Source organism: Chitinophagales bacterium, from assembly GCA_041392475.1.
Taxonomy (GTDB): domain Bacteria; phylum Bacteroidota; class Bacteroidia; order Chitinophagales; family UBA2359; genus JAUHXA01.
On record JAWKLZ010000002.1, the window covers coordinates 77,171 to 93,070 of the forward strand.

Genomic DNA, 15,900 nt, shown 5'->3' on the forward strand with positions numbered 1-15,900 from the left:
TGAATTTTCCAAACTTTTGTAAATGTAGTAAAATATCATCACACTGCAAATCCTATATGAGAGACAATTTATCGAATTTTCAGAAAATTTTGAAAATTCCTTTTTTTGCAGTAAATTGCCTATTATCCTTCAATTTTCCTAAACTTTGATTTTGGGAACTTGTTGGAGAGATACAACAATTAGGAATTTAGGTTTTCTCAAGAATCCCATACAAACAAAAAATTCCTTTTTTGTAAGAATTACACATAAGAGCTCCAAAATACAAACACATAAATTACAGCAAAGAAAAATGTTAGAAACCATCATCAACAATCCCACTTTAGATCCCCGCTTCAAACGCATTGCTGAAAAGGTGCAAGATGGAGAACGTATTGATTTTGAAGAAGGTGTCCTTTTGTACGAAAAGGCAGAGTTGGGCTATTTGGGTGCTTTGGCAAATTACATACGTGAGAAAAAGCACGGAGATATGACCTATTTCAACCGCAATTTTCACATCGAACCTACCAATTTGTGCATTTATACCTGCAAATTTTGTTCGTATTCTCGATTGATTAAGCAGCGAGATGAGGGTTGGGTATATACAGAGGACGAAATGATGGACATTGTGAAAAGTTACGATGGTAAGCCTGTCACAGAAGTGCATATCGTTGGAGGCGTATTGCCACACATGAATATGGAATTTTTCACAAGTTTGATTCGCCGCATCAAGGCGCACCGCCCTGATTTGCACATCAAAGGTTTTACTCCTGTCGAGCTGTTTTACATGTTCAAAAAAGCCAAACTGAGCTATACCGATGGTTTGCAACAATTGAAGGATGCTGGCTATGAGTCCATGCCTGGAGGCGGTGCGGAGATTTTTGACGAGGAAATTCGAGAGATTATCTGCAAGGATAAGTGCAATTCAGAGCAATGGTTGGCGATTCACGAAGCAGCGCATGGACTGGACATTCCTACCAATGCAACGATGCTGTATGGACACATCGAAAAGTACCATCATCGAGTCGACCACATGAATCGCCTACGCACTTTGCAGGACAAAACAGGTGGTTTTAACTGCTTCATTCCATTGAAGTTCCGAAACTCTAACAATGAAATGTCGCATATTCCAGAGGTGAATGTGCTGGAGGATTTGCGGAATTATGCGGTAGCTCGTATTTACATGGACAATTTTCCGCATTTGAAAGCATATTGGCCTATGATTGGCCGAGAAACGGCGCAGTTGTCTTTGGCTTTTGGAGTAAATGATATTGATGGTACGATTGACGATACGACAAAAATTTACTCTATGGCGGGTTCAGAAGAACAAAACCCTGCTTTGACAACCAAGCAACTGGTCAAATTGATTAAAAATGTGGGTCGTCGTCCTATTGAAAGAAATACGGTCTATGACACATTGAAGGACTACACAGACGAAGTTTTTGAAGAACCGAAAGATGTTTTTATAGATTTGCCTGTGATTAATAATTGAGAAGAGGGAAGGAGGAAGTGAGAAGTAGGAAGAGGGATGATAGTATTTCATTGTTATTAGACTTTGGACGAAGGAGCAAAGCTGCAAGAAGTAAGGGTTTAATTGATTGATAACCGATTGTTTGTTTCCAATTGCGTCAATGGGTTAAAATTTTGATTATCAATTTTTTATATCTCGCATCTTGCTTCCTACTTCTTTCGTCCAAAGTCCAAATTGTTAATGGTTTATAAAAAATATATGAATTTAGTAAAAGAACTTTTTGTTGTTAGACACGGAGAAACGGATTACAACAAGGCGGGAATAGTGCAAGGAAGGGGTATTAATTCTTCTTTGAATGACAAGGGAAGAAAGCAAGCACAGGCATTGTTTGAGGGTTACAAAGACCATGCTTTTGATGCGATTTATGCATCTGCTTTGGTAAGAACGCATCAAACAGTTGAACCTTTTGAGGCTTTGGGATATGAAATTCTGAAATCCCCAAATTTGGATGAGATAGATTGGGGCGTGCATGAAGGGAAGAGAGGAATGCCTGAACTAAGGGAAGAATATAGACAAATCAATCAGGAGTGGAATAATGGGAACTACCATGCGAGAATTGAAGGAGGCGAAAGTCCTTTCGAAGTGCAAACTAGGTTGAGGTTATTTTTTGATGACCTTCACCAAAAGGGTCATGACAAGGTATTGATTTGTTCACATGGACGGACTTCTCGTATTTTATTTTGTTTGCTTTTGGGTTGGGAAATGTCTGAAATGGAGGGTTTTATACACCAAAATACAGGAGTGGCAAAATTGGTGGCGGCTGGCGAAAAGTATGAATTGGCTTTCTACAACAATGTGGAACATCTGGGTGATAGTTAGTTAGCGAATCATCAAACACCAATAAACAAAAAACTATGTATAAATTATCAGCTGTTTCTTATCTCAATACAAAGCCATTTTTGTTGGGTTTAGAAAATTCACCATTGAAGGAGGTGATAAATCTCGAATTGGCGATACCCTCCAAAACGGCAGCGCATTTGATAGAAGGGAAAGTGGACATTGGTTTGGTTCCAATAGCTATTTTACCGCAATTGCCTCAGTACGAAATTATTACCGACTATTGTATTGGTGCTGTTGGAGCAGTCAAAACGGTGGCTATTTACAGTCAAGTTCCATTGCAGCAAGTGAAAACCGTTTATTTAGACTATCATTCTCGGACTTCCATACGACTCGCTCAGATATTGTGTGAGCATTATTGGCAAATATATCCCAATTTTTTACCTGCTTTCAATGGATATGAGGATAAAATAAAAGGAGATGCTGCTGGAGTAATCATTGGAGATAGAGCTATTCGATTGGCAAAAGACTACCAATATGAATATGATTTGGCAGAAGCTTGGCAAGAGTTTACAGGATTACCCTTCGTATTTGCAGCGTGGGTGGCTCGAAAAAAGATAACTTCTGATTTTGTAGAAGGGCTCAATGATGCATTTAGAAATGGCATGTCCAATATAGAAGAAGTAGCAGCATCTTACCAAAGTCAATATCCAAATTTTGATGTATTGACTTACCTTCAAAAACATATCAGTTATGATTTAGATGCATCAAAACGGGAGGCATTGGAGTTGTTTCTTAATTATATTGAATCAGATGTACCTGAGTTGGTATAACAATGGCAAGGCACAAAAGTAATTGTCAATGTATTAAAATATTGACAACCAAACACATTTACCTAATTCCTCTTGACTGCTACTTATAAATCATTGTGAGAAGGCTTGCTTTTCTAATAAAATTAGTGTATATTTGAAAACCATCGAGGAGTAGAAAAATATCCTCATTGGTACAAAAAGTAAATCAAGTTTGCTTAATTTTGCATTTAATAACTCACGTGGACATTCCAATACTGCTTGCTAGACCTAACAGGAATAATATTGGTGACACGCTTAGAGTCTCTAGAGCGGGCCTCAATTCTGACTTGTCAGAACCTCTTTAAGTTTTATTAAAGAGCAAGGGGATTATCGAAAGATATTTAGCATCTCCATAAATGAATTAAGAGGGCTACGACAAGCCCCTTTGTTTGTTTGCGTGAGTTTATTTTTTTCAAAGGCTATTGAAGTTTCGGATAAACTTCAATAGCCTTTTTTATTTTTTCTCCAACTTGTTTGCAAATGATGGCATTAGCAATCATTCAATAAAAAATTTTTTTTCTCTCAAAAAAGAAACATATTTGCCTCCATTCAGTATAAGAATACAAACGCAGACATTATTATGACAATTTTAAATATCCCAACCGAATTCTTAAACAATATATTCCAAGGACTGTTTGGTAAAAAAACACCGACAAAAACTGTAACGTTGAGTCCTCAGAAAAGAATCGTTCCTATGTCAGACGAAGAATATGCGGCAAAAGCTCAGAAAGCCAATATTGACTTCAATGATATGTATGCGTACAACTTAATGATGTAAAAAACATTAAACAATAATACATTGAAGCCAAAAAAATAAACTTTATCTTCAACTCCTTCAAAATAAGTACAAAAAGCCAAACTAAAAATAGTTTGGCTTTTTTGTTTGTAAAGATCAACAACAACCCTCTGCTTTCTTTTTCTTCAATGTTTCCCCACCACAACAAGCACCTGCAATTACTTTCAATGTTGAAATTGGTTGAGCAACCCCACAAACCCCTGTTTCAGGCAATACCAAATTTACTTTTTTCGCTGCTTTCCAATCCCCCGCCAATGCTGCAACTACCGAGCGAACCTGTTCATACCCCGTAGCCATCAAAAAAGTCGGCGCACGTCCATAACTTTTCATACCCACCACATAGAAATCCTTTTCAGGTTGCTGCAATTCTACCGCACCATGAGGGGGAACCGTACCACAAGAATGTACATTGGGATCAATCAAATCAGCCAGAGCAGGCACACTTTCCACCGCGGGGTGAATATCCAATCTAATTTCCCTCAGAAACGAAAAATCAGGGCGGCTACCCGTGCAAGCAATAATTTCGTCTACCCCTTCAATCACAGTCATTTCATCCTGTTGGAGGCCAATTACGTTCAATTTTCCTTTATTTGCTTCAATTTGATGCAGATGAAACCCCGTATGTAAATGAAGTTTTTCTTCTTGAAGTAGTCGCTCCAGTTTTTGACCAATCGCCCCACGAGCAGGCAGCTGATCCTTTTCTTTTCCGCCAATCACCGCATCCACATTTGCTTTGCGAATAACCCAGTGAATATGGGTATTAGGGTAATCATTTGTCAACTCTGAAAGATGAAACAATACCTGTGCAGCAGAATGACCACTGCCTACAACTAAGATATTTTTATTGGCATAGCGTTCTTTTGCCTCCTCCAAAATAGGTGGAATCCCGTAAAATATGTTGGAAGAATTTTCGGATTCTCCCATTGCCAAAACACCTCCTGATCCCGCTGGATTTTGACTTTGCCAAGTACCCGAAGCATCAATCACTGCACGCACTTCAAAACGTTGGTATTGTCCGTTGTGTAAAGTCTGAACCACAAAAGGTTCTCGCTCTCTATTTTGGGTTTTTAGCTTGTCCAGATTTTTTCGATTGATGGCAATGACTCGGTGATTTCGGTAAATATAGGGAGCGATTGAAGGAAGTTCACTTAAAGGCTCTAAATAGGCTTCTATTAATTCTTTTCCAGTGGGAAGTGATTTTTTATCAGGTGATTGCCAACCGTTTTCCTTCAATAATTCAACCGCTGCTGCGTCCAAATTGTATTCCCACGGAGAAAAAACTTGAACGTGTTCCCAACTTTTGACATTTGCAGCAATGTTATTTTTCACTTCAAAAAGTATAAATGACATATTCCTTTTGACAAGGTGTGCCGCCGCTGCTAAACCCACTGGGCCTGAACCAATAATAGCGACTGGAAGTGCTTGAATGTTTAATGTTTGCATGATGTAATTATTTTAATCGTTTATCGTAAATATAAGATTAAATGAACAAAATAAATTTTATTCCGTTTCAAAATATAATAAAATAGAATTTTGCCAATCTCGATTGACTTCAACAACAGTTGTGAGGCAATTGAAACAGTTTAGAGAAATAGTCCTGCATTTCCTGCCACGTCTGATTGTTTACACAATAACAAACACGAGGGCCATCAATTTCTCCTTCAATCAAACCTACATTTTTCAACTCTTTTAGATGTTGAGAAACAGTAGATTGAGAAAGAGGAAGTTCTTCTACTATATCACCACATATACAGGATTTTTTGCTAATCAGTAATTGAAGTATCGCAATGCGTGCAGGGTGGCTCAAAGCTTTGGCTAAAGCGGCCAGCCGAATTTCGATAGGAGAAAACTGATTTTTTTTGGAGTAAGCCATATACAAGATTAATCGTTTATCGCAAAGATACGATAATACTAATTAGGAAACAAATTTTTTTTGGAGTAACTTTGTATGATATACCAAGTAAATTTATAGTTTATGAAATATTTGCTTAAAATCATTACCTTATTTAGTTGTTTTCAACTAATCACATTTTCTTTACAAGCACAAAACGTTCAGTCTTATAGTGTACAATTGGGTGCTTTTCAGAAACCCAATATGGATGCCTTTAATAGCATAAAGGAGATTGGACCAATACACCAAGAAAAAACAAAATCAGGTTTGACAAGGGTATTGCTTGGAGAGTATGCACAAAAAAAACAAGCAGAAGTCTCCTTGAAAGCTGCTCAAGACAAGGGTTTTGGAACAGCGTTTGTTATTAGACGCATGATTGCAGAAGAACCTAAGCCTTCAACGGTAGATGATACGAAACCCAAAAAAGAGGAGGATATTATAAATGTAAGTGAAAACTATAAAGAAGATCCTCCTAAAAAAGAGGTTATAGACAAACCTATTGGTACAACTACCACAACTGAAAAACCTATGCCTGAAGACAATAGCGTGCTTCCAGATGAGGTGTATGTAGTACAATTGGCTGCTTTCAAAAGCAATGTCCCAAAGAAAGAATTTGAAACATTGAGCAAAGATGCTAGTGTTTACAAAAATAGCGAAGGAGATTGGACAAGAGTTGTTTTGGGTGCAAAAGAAAAAGCGGAAGATGCAAAAGCTCTAATTGATGCGGCAAAAAAAGCGGGATATGCTCAAGCATTCGTAAAAAAAGTAGCTTCAAAAAAATTGGAATTACTTTTTGAATCAAAAGTAGTTACACCTCCAACAGAAAATAACAAATCTGATATTGAAGAAGATGATGATGGAGAAATACTAAAAGCGGATGCTGAAAATGATACCAAAGATGAGGAGATGATAGTTGATGTAGTCGATAACCGTGATGAAAGTGGAAAACCGCTTCCTATGAGTGATAAAATGGGTGCTGCTGCCATCGCAAATATTGACCTTATTGACGAGATCAATTGTATAGGCTGCAATGAGGCAGAGGATAAAATCACCATCGAAGGAACTATTTTTCCAATTAGCGATGATAATTTACTCTTAGAAGGGCGCATGGCTTATGTAGGTGATATGTATTCTCAAACATTACTTTTGTCTTCAACAGACGGAGGTAAAAATTGGAAACAGGTAGTAGCTCCTGATTTTGGCTACGAAATCTTACACCTTGATTTTGTGGACGAAAAAGTGGGTTATTTGATTAACTTTTGGGTAGTGGAAGGTGCGGGTGACCTGAAACTCTATAAGACTACAGATGCTGGCAAAAGCTGGAATTTTATCAGTGCTATTCCTAAAAACGATTTCTTGTGCCTACCACTTATCACCCAATTCACCGACGAACGCAATGGTTTGGTGATATATGAATGTGATGTGCCTGACCCAGGATATTATGCTTGGAGTACCATCAATGGCGGACAGAAATGGGTTTCGATTGGCAGCATTACTGAAGAAGACTATCAGGCTTTCCTCAAAAATGCAGCAGATACCAAACGCAAAAAAGAATTGGCCAACGATGAGTTTACCAATGTAGTAGGCAATTCGAGTTGGAGACAAGAAACAACCGACAAATTTATCATCATTTCTAAAACCAATGACAAAGGTGAATGGAAGGAAGTGAGCAGATTGAAGCGAAACTACAAGAAAATCAATGGCGAAATAACAGCGATTGATGGCCAATAAGGCTGAAAAATCTTAAAAATTTATTTTCATAGGCGTAAGAGCAAAAAAGTTCTTGCGCCTATTTTTTTTAGTGATACCCAATATTACTAAAGATTGCTGCCGAACAGTGTTTACCAATTTTAATGGAATTGTTATCCAAATCAATAAAGGCGAATAAGATAAGTTAATCGAATAACTTTAGTCAAATATCCTATCGAAAAAAACCAAACTCCTTTTTGCTTCGTATGTATTGAACGCTTTACCAAAAAACCACAAAAGCGAAAAAATAAATACCAAAATAACCCAATACTTATCTTACCTTTTTATTTCTAAAACCTGCCTTTTAGTCATTATTAATATTATTATTTAAAATAAATCTTAAAGAAATTAAAATGAGAAAATTTTATTACTTTCTCCTACTTTGGATATGTATGTTTGCCCTATCCGAGCATACTGCTTTTGCGCAAGAACTGAAAATTAGAGGTACGATTACAGAAGAAAATATGACAAACAAGCCTATTGAAAAAGTGCTGGTATTTGTGAAAACATGGGCTTATATCAAAACGTACACCGACAAAAACGGGAAATATACTATCGTTATTCCTGAAGAACACCCCAAGTTAGTGTTTGTGAAAGATGGTTACGAGCCACAAGAGATAGAAGTTGGAGTGTTTGGAGAAATTGATGTTGTATTGAAAAGAACAAGCAATCCAATGAACCAGATGAGTGTGACATCAGGTAAAAATGCAGAACGAACATTGGATGCTCCTGCCGATATAAGTATCATCAAATCAAGTGATGTTAAAATGGTCAATGCCGTTTCGCCTACTGATTATTTGAAGGGAACTCCTGGCATAGACATCATGCAAACCAGTCTAACTACTTCAAATGTATCTATTCGAGGATTCAATAATATATTTACAGGCACTGCCCTCACAATGGTTGACAACCGAATCGTACGAGTACCTGCTCTTCACTTCAATGCCAATCAGTTATTTTCATTTAACAGTTTTGACATCGACCACATTGAAGTCTTAAAAGGCCCTGCATCAGCCTTGTACGGACCCAACAGTTCGGGAGGGGTTATTCACTTCCTCACCCTTTCTCCTTTAGATATAAGAGCTGATCACAGCACTACAGTTAGCACAGGCATAGGCATTCGTGCAAGCATTGAAGAACCCATCATCCCACTACCTGCCAATACCCCTTTTGACCAAGGCAGCAAATTGATTTCGATGACCTCATTTAGGCATTTGGGCAAAATCAAGACCAATCCTAATAGACTTTTAGAAGTTGGCTACAAAATTTCGGGGCAATATCTAAGCGGCAATGGGTGGAGCTTTAATGATCCTAACGAACCCAAAACCATTGTGAAAAACCGTTATACACTTGAAGGAAAAGAAACCGTGGGAGAATCTGTTAGCAATGAACGTGACAATACCGAAAGAACTATGTTTTTAGATGGGCGAATGGATTTTCGCTTCAATAGAAATACAGATTTGGTACTCTCCTCAGGTATTAGCAACTTTTCGGGTATAGAAATGACAGGCGTTGGAGCAGTGCAAGTAGCAGATTGGAGTTATAGCTATTTACAAGCCAGATTGAATTGGAAATCTTTGTTTGCGCAAGTATATACCAATAGAAGTTCGGCAGGCAATACCCATTTACTTTGGACAGGTACAATTCTAAAAAGTAGCTCTCAACAATATGTGGCACAAATTCAAAACTCTAGTAGTATCTTCAAAAATAGGGTGAATCTTTTGTATGGATTAGATGCCATGTTCACTCGCTCTGATACCGAATACAGTATTCATGGAAGCAATGAAAACGATGATGCTATCAACGAATATGGCGGCTACTTACAAGCAGGTTTTGATGTCAACAGTCAAATAAAGTTATTGGGAACTTTGCGAACTGACAAAAATAGCTTTGTTGACGAATGGTTTGTATCTCCTCGTGCTGCAATCATTTACAAACCTGCTCAAAACCATACTGTGAGGGCTACATACAACAAGGCTTTCGATTCACCAAGCCCTTTGAACATATCAATAGACATTACTGAATCGGACGATATTTTTGATTTTCGTACTACCTTGGGTCTGCAATCTGGTATTGGTGTGAAAGCATCAGGTAATAGAGGCTTGCAGTTTTCTTACGGCAGCAATGGTTTGCCACAATTCCGAACACCTTTTGCTCCTTTGCTGAATCAAAGTGAAAGTACCTTTTTTAATCTAAACGACCCTTCCATCTCCAACATTGTATATGCCTATGCTCGACAAGGATTGTTGCAGCAGTTTCTACAAGCAGGAATGGCCCCTTCATTGGTAGAAATGTTCAGCAGCAATTTATTACCCGAATATCTTGTTGGAGTTGAACACAATCTAATGAGCCTGACCTTTGAACAAGATTTTCCTTACAAACCTGTATCTCCTACTTCAATTGAAGATGTTGCGAAAATTAAGAATACAACCACACAAAGTTATGAATTGGGTTACAAGGGTATTATCAACAACAAACTAACCGTTTTTGGCAACCTCTATTATACCCATATCTCAGACGTTATCAGCCCCCTTCAAATCATGACTCCAAATGTATTTTTAGAACCTAATTCGGTCAGTCAATCCCTTGTAAACGGCATTTTCTACAACCTTCAAAATCCAGAGAATGGCCCATTGCTGGATATTTTGACTCAATTGTTAGATCAAGCAGACGGAAGTACCATTCCTATTGTAGGCAATAGCAATGGTTCGGGAATTGATGAATTGGTCACACTTTTGACTACCTCTGCTGCCAGCATTCCCCTTGGAACCGTCAGTCCTACCAATGAGAACAATCCAAATATGGTCTTTTCCTACACTAACTTCGGTGATATATCCTTATGGGGTACAGAGCTTGGTTTTTTGTATGAAGCCAGTGATAGATGGTTAATCAATGGTAATTATGCTCATATGAGTAAGGATCTATTTGAAGGAGAAAAAGGAGAAGTACTTTCCCTAAACGCTCCTAAAAATAAGGTTAACATTGGCGCACGTTACCACTTCAACTCTGGGTTAAACATTGGCTCACAATTCAGATGGCAGAATGCGTTTCACCTGCAATCAGGTATTTACATTGGAGAAGTACCTGCTTATCAAGTTGTTGATTTGAATCTTGGCTATACTTTTCCTGGAAGCAAAGGAACCTACCTTTCTGTTAGTATTCAAAACTTGCTTAATGAGGTACACCAAGAGTCGGTAGGTGCACCACAATTGGGAAGATTGACAATGGTAAGACTTTCACATACATTTGAATAACAACCATATTCCAACATCATTTGTGGAATATCCTGAAGGGAAGGGGCTTTGAAAAATTAATTTCAAAGCCCCTTTCTCTTTTTGTCAGAATAGAAGCTTCACATGAATATAAAGTTATTTTCTGAATTTTCAATAAATTTTGAAAATTCAGAAAATTAGCTTAAATTGCAATAGCAACTACTTCAATAATTGAACTCTATTCTCCTTTTTTAAAACCCATTAATCATGAAAGCAACTGCAAATAAAGCCATCATTTACGACGATACCTGCCCATTATGTGTTTGGTACACAAGTGCTTTTGTCAAAACAGGAATGTTAGAAAAACACAACCGCATTTCCTTCAATGAATTGACAAACAAAAGTGACATTGCAGCGAATATGGATATTCACCGCAGCAAACACGAAATTCCTTTGGTAGACTTGAAAGGAGGTGAAACCTTGTATGGATTGGATAGCTTGGAGTTTATTTTGAGCCAAAAAATGCCTTTTATTGCTTGGTTGCTTCAATTTCGCCTCATTCGTGCTTTCTTCAAAACCTTCTACAACATTGTGTCTTACAATAGGCGGGTCATTGTGGGTGCTGCAAAAACACAAACACAAACACAAACACAAACACATAGCTACGACTGTACGCCAGATTTTCATGTAGGTTATCGCTTGATTTACATCTTTTTGGCAGTATTGGTGAGCATTTTGGGAGTTTATTGGTTTGCAAATGGAATGGCGGAAGCTTTTGCTGTACCTTCGCTTGCTTATTTCAATTTTGCGACATTGATGATTGCAGTCATAGCTTGGGGAATTTATTTCTGTATGGCTTTTTTATCTATACCAAACAACCGAACCCGCATCGAATATTTTGGTCAGTTGGCTACAACAATGCTCATGGGCTTGGGTATTTATATCGTGAGTATGGGTATTGTAGCATGGATACCGAATGAAGTTATTGCTATTGGTGGAGCTACTTTTGCCATTGTCGCAAGTTTTGGGGTGATGTGTCAGGCGCATTTTCGACGATTGAAGGTAGTAAATTTGGCAAATTGGCGAATGATAGCTTGGATATTGAGTTTTTTAGTGGCTGCGCTTGTTGTTTTAAGTAGTTTATTGTCCATATAATCAATTATATACATATATTTTTTTACACACTTGGTTTTGAAAATTGAACACTGAGGTGTAGATACGGAAAGTTTTTATGGAGAGGAGAGTTTTTTTAGAAAGTTCGCAATTTCACCATCACTTTTTAGGATATAGATTGTAACCTCTTCTTTTGCAAACTCCAATAAACGCAACATCTTTGGGCGGCTTCGTTGGGGAAATTTCCACAGATAGGTCAAAAATTCTACAGAGATTTTTTCTGGACAACCCTCTGCCATGCTTGGACGGTCGCTACCGTGGTATTGAAGGTTTCTTTTTAGGACTCTTATGATGCACTTCCATCTCGGAAAATCCAAAAAAATGACGGTATCGGCTTTGGCCAACCTCATTTCCAAGGTATTAGAATAATTCCCATCCATTATCCACATTTCACCATCCATCAAGTGCTTTATTTTTTGTTCCCAATCAGGTTTGGTGGGTTCCACCCAGTTTGCACTCCAATAGTGTTGGTCTAAATGAATGAGAGGAATTTGCAAGATTTTTTGCAGTCGAATCGATAGCGTAGATTTACCTGAGCCTCCACTGCCGATGATAAGTATTCTTTTCATTCAGGTCCAGTAAATTGTAACAATGGTTTTGAGTTTTATTTTTTTTAAATTATTTCTATCTCTTCTTCAATAAGTCTAATCGGACGGTTGATGGTTTCTTCCAAAGAAATAAACGTTTCTGTACGTTGAATACCTTTGATGGGTTGTATTTTATCGTGCAATACTTCCTTGAGGTGATTGGTGTCTTTGCAGATGATTTTGACGAACATACTATAAGTACCTGTGGTATAATTCAGACCTATTACTTCGGGAATGTTCTTCAATGCAGTTGCAACATCATCATACATAGAACTTTGTTGAAGGTAAACACCTAAAAAAGCGGTAACATCATAACCTAATTTTTCGTGATTGACCACGAGTTGATGTCGTTTGACAATTCCCATTTGTTCCATTTTCCGCATCCGCACATGCACCGTTCCTGGTGATACATGGAGCAATTCTCCAATTTTTGTATAGGGAATTTTAGCATCTTCCATCAAGATTGATAATATCTGAAGATCTAAATTATCAATATCATAATTTTTCTGTTCCATTAAAAGCTAATTTTATCATTTTTTCAATAAAAATGCAAATTATTGAATAAAATGTAAATTTTAAAGCATTTCATTAATAAATTTGCAAGAAATGTTCGTTTATATTAACTTTGTGATTGTAAGCTGACGGAAGTTAAACAAACAATCATTTTTTTAATATTTCGTCTATCAATACTGTAAGGTGATGAAATTGGCAGCCATGCCCTCTTGTCTCGGGGGTGGAGATTTCGGATAAATCTTTTCGCATTAGCTAAACGCAAAAGACTAACAACTTCGTGAAGGTTCGAATCCTTCTCTTACAGCCTAATCGTTCTTTGTTTCAGTGACATGAGTTGAATAATATGAGTGATGGAAAATAAAAAGACGCTAAATAACCAAAAATTATCCATCATTCCTAATTTTTCAATTTCATTCACGCAATACTGTAAGGTGATGAAATTGGCAGACATGCCCTCTTGTCTCGGGGGTGGAGATCTTGGATAAATCTTTTCCGCATTAGCTAAACGAAAAAGACTAACTACTTCGTGAAGGTTCGAATCCTTCCCTTACAGCCAAACCGTTCTTTTTTTACTGAATTTTCCAACTGTTGAACAACTTCAACAGCACACTGTAAGGTGATGAAATTGGCAGACATGCCCTCTTGTCTCGGGGGTGGAGATTCTGGATAAATCTTTTCCGCATTAGCTAAACGAAAAAGACTAACTACTTCGTGAAGGTTCGAATCCTTCCCTTACAGCCACTAAACCTCCAATTCGATACACAGAATTGGAGGTTTTTTCATTTTAACATCACACAACGGGAGATATTTAGAAACCCTCCCTTAGTCCTGCAATCAAAAGTAAATTGATTTGGCGTGTTTAAATAATCGTCCTACAAAAAAGGTTCTACTAAAAAGTAGAAAGATGTGTACATTTAGTTTTTTCGAGAAAACGAACTACACATGAACACTTTATTAGCAGAACCAAGTTCTTTGACAAAATCGTATAAATTTATCCGCCGAGCAGATATAGATTCAGATTTACGCTTAAAAATAGGGATAATCGGCTATTTTTTCAAACAGCATGGGCAAATCACGAGATTATCAAGAAAATATTCGGTCTGTCGCACCTTTGTTTATGAATTAATAAACCGCGTAGAAACTCGTTTGGACGGACTATTTGAAGCATCTATTGAAGCGAATTTGATTTGTGCTGAAAAACGAGCTGAGTCGGTGCGAAAAATTTTGGAGTTTCGTTTGATAGGCAAATGTAGTTTGAATTCGATTAGTGAATTCATTGGTTTATCAGACCCTATACTACCTTTAGACTTTGGACAGATTTAGAGTTATCAAATACTTGAAAAATGCTTGTTTTCAAGTATTTGACAGTTAGTTTTTTGTGACTCAAACCATTATTTGGACTCTTGAACTTATGGGGTAATTTTCAAGAGTCCAAATAATGCTGCCTTAAATGGTTGGTTTAATCGTAACTGGTTCAATACCATACAAAATTTGTAATCACTAAACACAAATTTCGTCCAAAGTCTAAACTACCTAATTCTACTTGCTTTATTAGCAAGACATTGAAAGATTTAGGTTCAAGATTAGGGAAGATGGTGATATGGAAAGGGGCAGTACATTATGCAAGTGACGAGATTTACATGATAGGTCATCAACCCGTGTTAGTGACGGTTGATCCTGTGAGCAGTGTTATTTTACGCATGGAATTGTTTGAAGCCTTGACGAAAGAAGCTTGGGAGAATCATTGGCAAGCATTGGAAGATGCAGGTATAAAATGTTTGGGTTTAGTGAAGGATGAAGGCGTATTGATGAAAGCTGCTCATGAAACATCTCATTCAGCGATACCTGTTCAAACGGATAGTTTTCATGCAATTAGCCATCGTTTGGGCGTATTTGTGGCTCGCTTAGAAAAAAAAGCATATAAGGCTATCGAAAAAGAATACAAACAGAAGGGAGTGGCTCAAAGAGCTGTTAGTGTACGGGTAAAAGCAGCTAAAATAGCAAAGTATGAAAAATCTTGCGAACAAACCATCGAGGCAATAGAGCAATATGAGCAGTTTCAATTTCTCTATACTTGTATCTACAATCAACTGAATTGTTTTGATTACAGGTACAATGCTCGCAGTCGTGTTCAGGTAATTGAAGAAGTAGCCTGTGCCTTGCAATGTATGAAAGAGTTGAATATTCCAAAACTGGACAAGGAAATTAAAGCCATTGAGAAGTTACTACCCAACTTATTTGATTATTTGCCAAAAGCTGGACTCATCCAATCTCAGTTACAACAAGAATTGGGAATCATTCCCGCTTATTTTTGGATATATGCTTGGCAAAATGATAAGAAAAATCGGAAAACTAAAAACAATCAGAAAGCTAAGTATTTCAAAACAAAGGCTTTGACTGCTTTAGAATTACTCAAAGAACACTATGAGACAGAGGGTAAATCAGACATAGAGTGGCAGGAACTCAAAAAATATGTCTTTGATAAATTAGATGCTATTGTACAAAGTTCCGCTTTAGTTGAAACTATCAATTCTCTACTAAGACCTTATATGGATAGTGCTCGTAATCAAATATCGCAAGAACAACTCAATCTGATTCGATTTTACCTCAACCATAGGGTCTATAAAAGAGGCAAGAGAAAAGGCTACTCTCCTTTTGAGTTACTCTCAGGTAAAAAGATAGAGAAGAATTGGGTCGAACAACTTTTGACCATAGTAGGCTAATTATCTGCCTCCACATAAATGGTGCTTTATTCTTGGTAGGAAACATTTGTGCTTTCCTACTTTTTCGAGCTTAACTTTATGCGTAAAAGTGTCCACTACTTTTGACCTTTTAGGAAACACG

The 15,900-nt window shown here is 37.4% G+C and carries 12 protein-coding genes and 2 tRNA genes; 10 read left to right on the forward strand and 4 right to left on the reverse strand.

Annotated features, from left to right (window positions below):
* Positions 1-289: 289 nt before the first annotated feature.
* From mqnE to R3E32_13825, 3 genes are all read left to right on the forward strand, one after another.
* Positions 290-1,468: an aminofutalosine synthase MqnE gene (gene mqnE / locus R3E32_13815; protein ID MEZ4885806.1), complete on the forward strand. Its 1,179-nt coding sequence runs from the start codon at positions 290-292 to the stop codon at positions 1,466-1,468.
* Positions 1,469-1,705: 237 nt separating this feature from the next.
* Complete coding sequence (locus tag R3E32_13820; GenBank protein ID MEZ4885807.1) at positions 1,706-2,326, forward strand: histidine phosphatase family protein; 621 nt, start codon at positions 1,706-1,708, stop codon at positions 2,324-2,326.
* Between the two features lie 35 nt (positions 2,327-2,361).
* Positions 2,362-3,117 (forward strand): menaquinone biosynthesis protein, encoded by a 756-nt coding sequence (locus R3E32_13825; GenBank protein MEZ4885808.1) that lies wholly within the window; start codon positions 2,362-2,364, stop codon positions 3,115-3,117.
* A 910-nt stretch (positions 3,118-4,027) separates the two neighbouring features.
* Here the strand turns inward: R3E32_13825 and R3E32_13830 are convergent.
* Positions 4,028-5,374, reverse strand: coding sequence for an NAD(P)-binding domain-containing protein (locus R3E32_13830; protein ID MEZ4885809.1), 1,347 nt, complete (start codon positions 5,372-5,374; stop codon positions 4,028-4,030).
* 109 nt (positions 5,375-5,483) lie between these two features.
* On the reverse strand, positions 5,484-5,804 hold the full coding sequence (locus R3E32_13835) for a metalloregulator ArsR/SmtB family transcription factor (protein ID MEZ4885810.1): 321 nt from the start codon (positions 5,802-5,804) through the stop codon (positions 5,484-5,486).
* Between the two features lie 102 nt (positions 5,805-5,906).
* Between R3E32_13835 and R3E32_13840 the strand changes: the two genes are divergently transcribed.
* The 3 genes from R3E32_13840 to R3E32_13850 all read left to right on the forward strand — a co-directional run bounded on the left by R3E32_13840 (position 5,907) and on the right by R3E32_13850 (position 11,938).
* Positions 5,907-7,553, forward strand: coding sequence for a hypothetical protein (locus R3E32_13840; GenBank protein ID MEZ4885811.1), 1,647 nt, complete (start codon positions 5,907-5,909; stop codon positions 7,551-7,553).
* 371 nt (positions 7,554-7,924) lie between these two features.
* Positions 7,925-10,825: a TonB-dependent receptor gene (locus R3E32_13845; GenBank protein ID MEZ4885812.1), complete on the forward strand. Its 2,901-nt coding sequence runs from the start codon at positions 7,925-7,927 to the stop codon at positions 10,823-10,825.
* 225 nt (positions 10,826-11,050) lie between these two features.
* Positions 11,051-11,938: a DCC1-like thiol-disulfide oxidoreductase family protein gene (locus R3E32_13850; protein ID MEZ4885813.1), complete on the forward strand. Its 888-nt coding sequence runs from the start codon at positions 11,051-11,053 to the stop codon at positions 11,936-11,938.
* Between the two features lie 74 nt (positions 11,939-12,012).
* Here R3E32_13850 and R3E32_13855 read toward each other — a convergent pair whose 3' ends face one another.
* Positions 12,013-12,525 (reverse strand): DNA topology modulation protein, encoded by a 513-nt coding sequence (locus R3E32_13855; protein ID MEZ4885814.1) that lies wholly within the window; start codon positions 12,523-12,525, stop codon positions 12,013-12,015.
* Positions 12,526-12,569: 44 nt separating this feature from the next.
* Positions 12,570-13,058: an Lrp/AsnC ligand binding domain-containing protein gene (locus tag R3E32_13860; GenBank protein MEZ4885815.1), complete on the reverse strand. Its 489-nt coding sequence runs from the start codon at positions 13,056-13,058 to the stop codon at positions 12,570-12,572.
* Between the two features lie 423 nt (positions 13,059-13,481).
* On the opposite strand from R3E32_13860, the gene R3E32_13865 reads away from it, so the two are divergent.
* The 4 genes from R3E32_13865 (at position 13,482) to R3E32_13880 (ending at position 15,779) form a co-directional block, all read left to right on the forward strand.
* A tRNA-Asp gene (locus R3E32_13865) sits at positions 13,482-13,612 on the forward strand.
* A gap of 54 nt (positions 13,613-13,666) precedes the next feature.
* Positions 13,667-13,797, forward strand: a tRNA-Asp gene (locus R3E32_13870).
* Positions 13,798-13,998: 201 nt separating this feature from the next.
* Positions 13,999-14,379 (forward strand): hypothetical protein, encoded by a 381-nt coding sequence (locus R3E32_13875; protein MEZ4885816.1) that lies wholly within the window; start codon positions 13,999-14,001, stop codon positions 14,377-14,379.
* A gap of 269 nt (positions 14,380-14,648) precedes the next feature.
* The gene (locus tag R3E32_13880; protein MEZ4885817.1) at positions 14,649-15,779 is read left to right on the forward strand and encodes a hypothetical protein; all 1,131 of its coding nucleotides are present in this window, start codon (positions 14,649-14,651) and stop codon (positions 15,777-15,779) included.
* Positions 15,780-15,900 lie beyond the last annotated feature (121 nt).

Coding starts and splice junctions, on each gene's coding strand:
- mqnE (MEZ4885806.1), top strand. CDS start 290: ATGTTAGAAACCATCATCAACAATCCCACTTTAGATCCCCGCTTCAAA.
- R3E32_13820 (MEZ4885807.1), top strand. CDS start 1,706: ATGAATTTAGTAAAAGAACTTTTTGTTGTTAGACACGGAGAAACGGAT.
- R3E32_13825 (MEZ4885808.1), top strand. CDS start 2,362: ATGTATAAATTATCAGCTGTTTCTTATCTCAATACAAAGCCATTTTTG.
- R3E32_13830 (MEZ4885809.1), bottom strand. CDS start 5,374: ATGCAAACATTAAACATTCAAGCACTTCCAGTCGCTATTATTGGTTCA.
- R3E32_13835 (MEZ4885810.1), bottom strand. CDS start 5,804: ATGGCTTACTCCAAAAAAAATCAGTTTTCTCCTATCGAAATTCGGCTG.
- R3E32_13840 (MEZ4885811.1), top strand. CDS start 5,907: ATGAAATATTTGCTTAAAATCATTACCTTATTTAGTTGTTTTCAACTA.
- R3E32_13845 (MEZ4885812.1), top strand. CDS start 7,925: ATGAGAAAATTTTATTACTTTCTCCTACTTTGGATATGTATGTTTGCC.
- R3E32_13850 (MEZ4885813.1), top strand. CDS start 11,051: ATGAAAGCAACTGCAAATAAAGCCATCATTTACGACGATACCTGCCCA.
- R3E32_13855 (MEZ4885814.1), bottom strand. CDS start 12,525: ATGAAAAGAATACTTATCATCGGCAGTGGAGGCTCAGGTAAATCTACG.
- R3E32_13860 (MEZ4885815.1), bottom strand. CDS start 13,058: ATGGAACAGAAAAATTATGATATTGATAATTTAGATCTTCAGATATTA.
- R3E32_13875 (MEZ4885816.1), top strand. CDS start 13,999: ATGAACACTTTATTAGCAGAACCAAGTTCTTTGACAAAATCGTATAAA.
- R3E32_13880 (MEZ4885817.1), top strand. CDS start 14,649: ATGGTGATATGGAAAGGGGCAGTACATTATGCAAGTGACGAGATTTAC.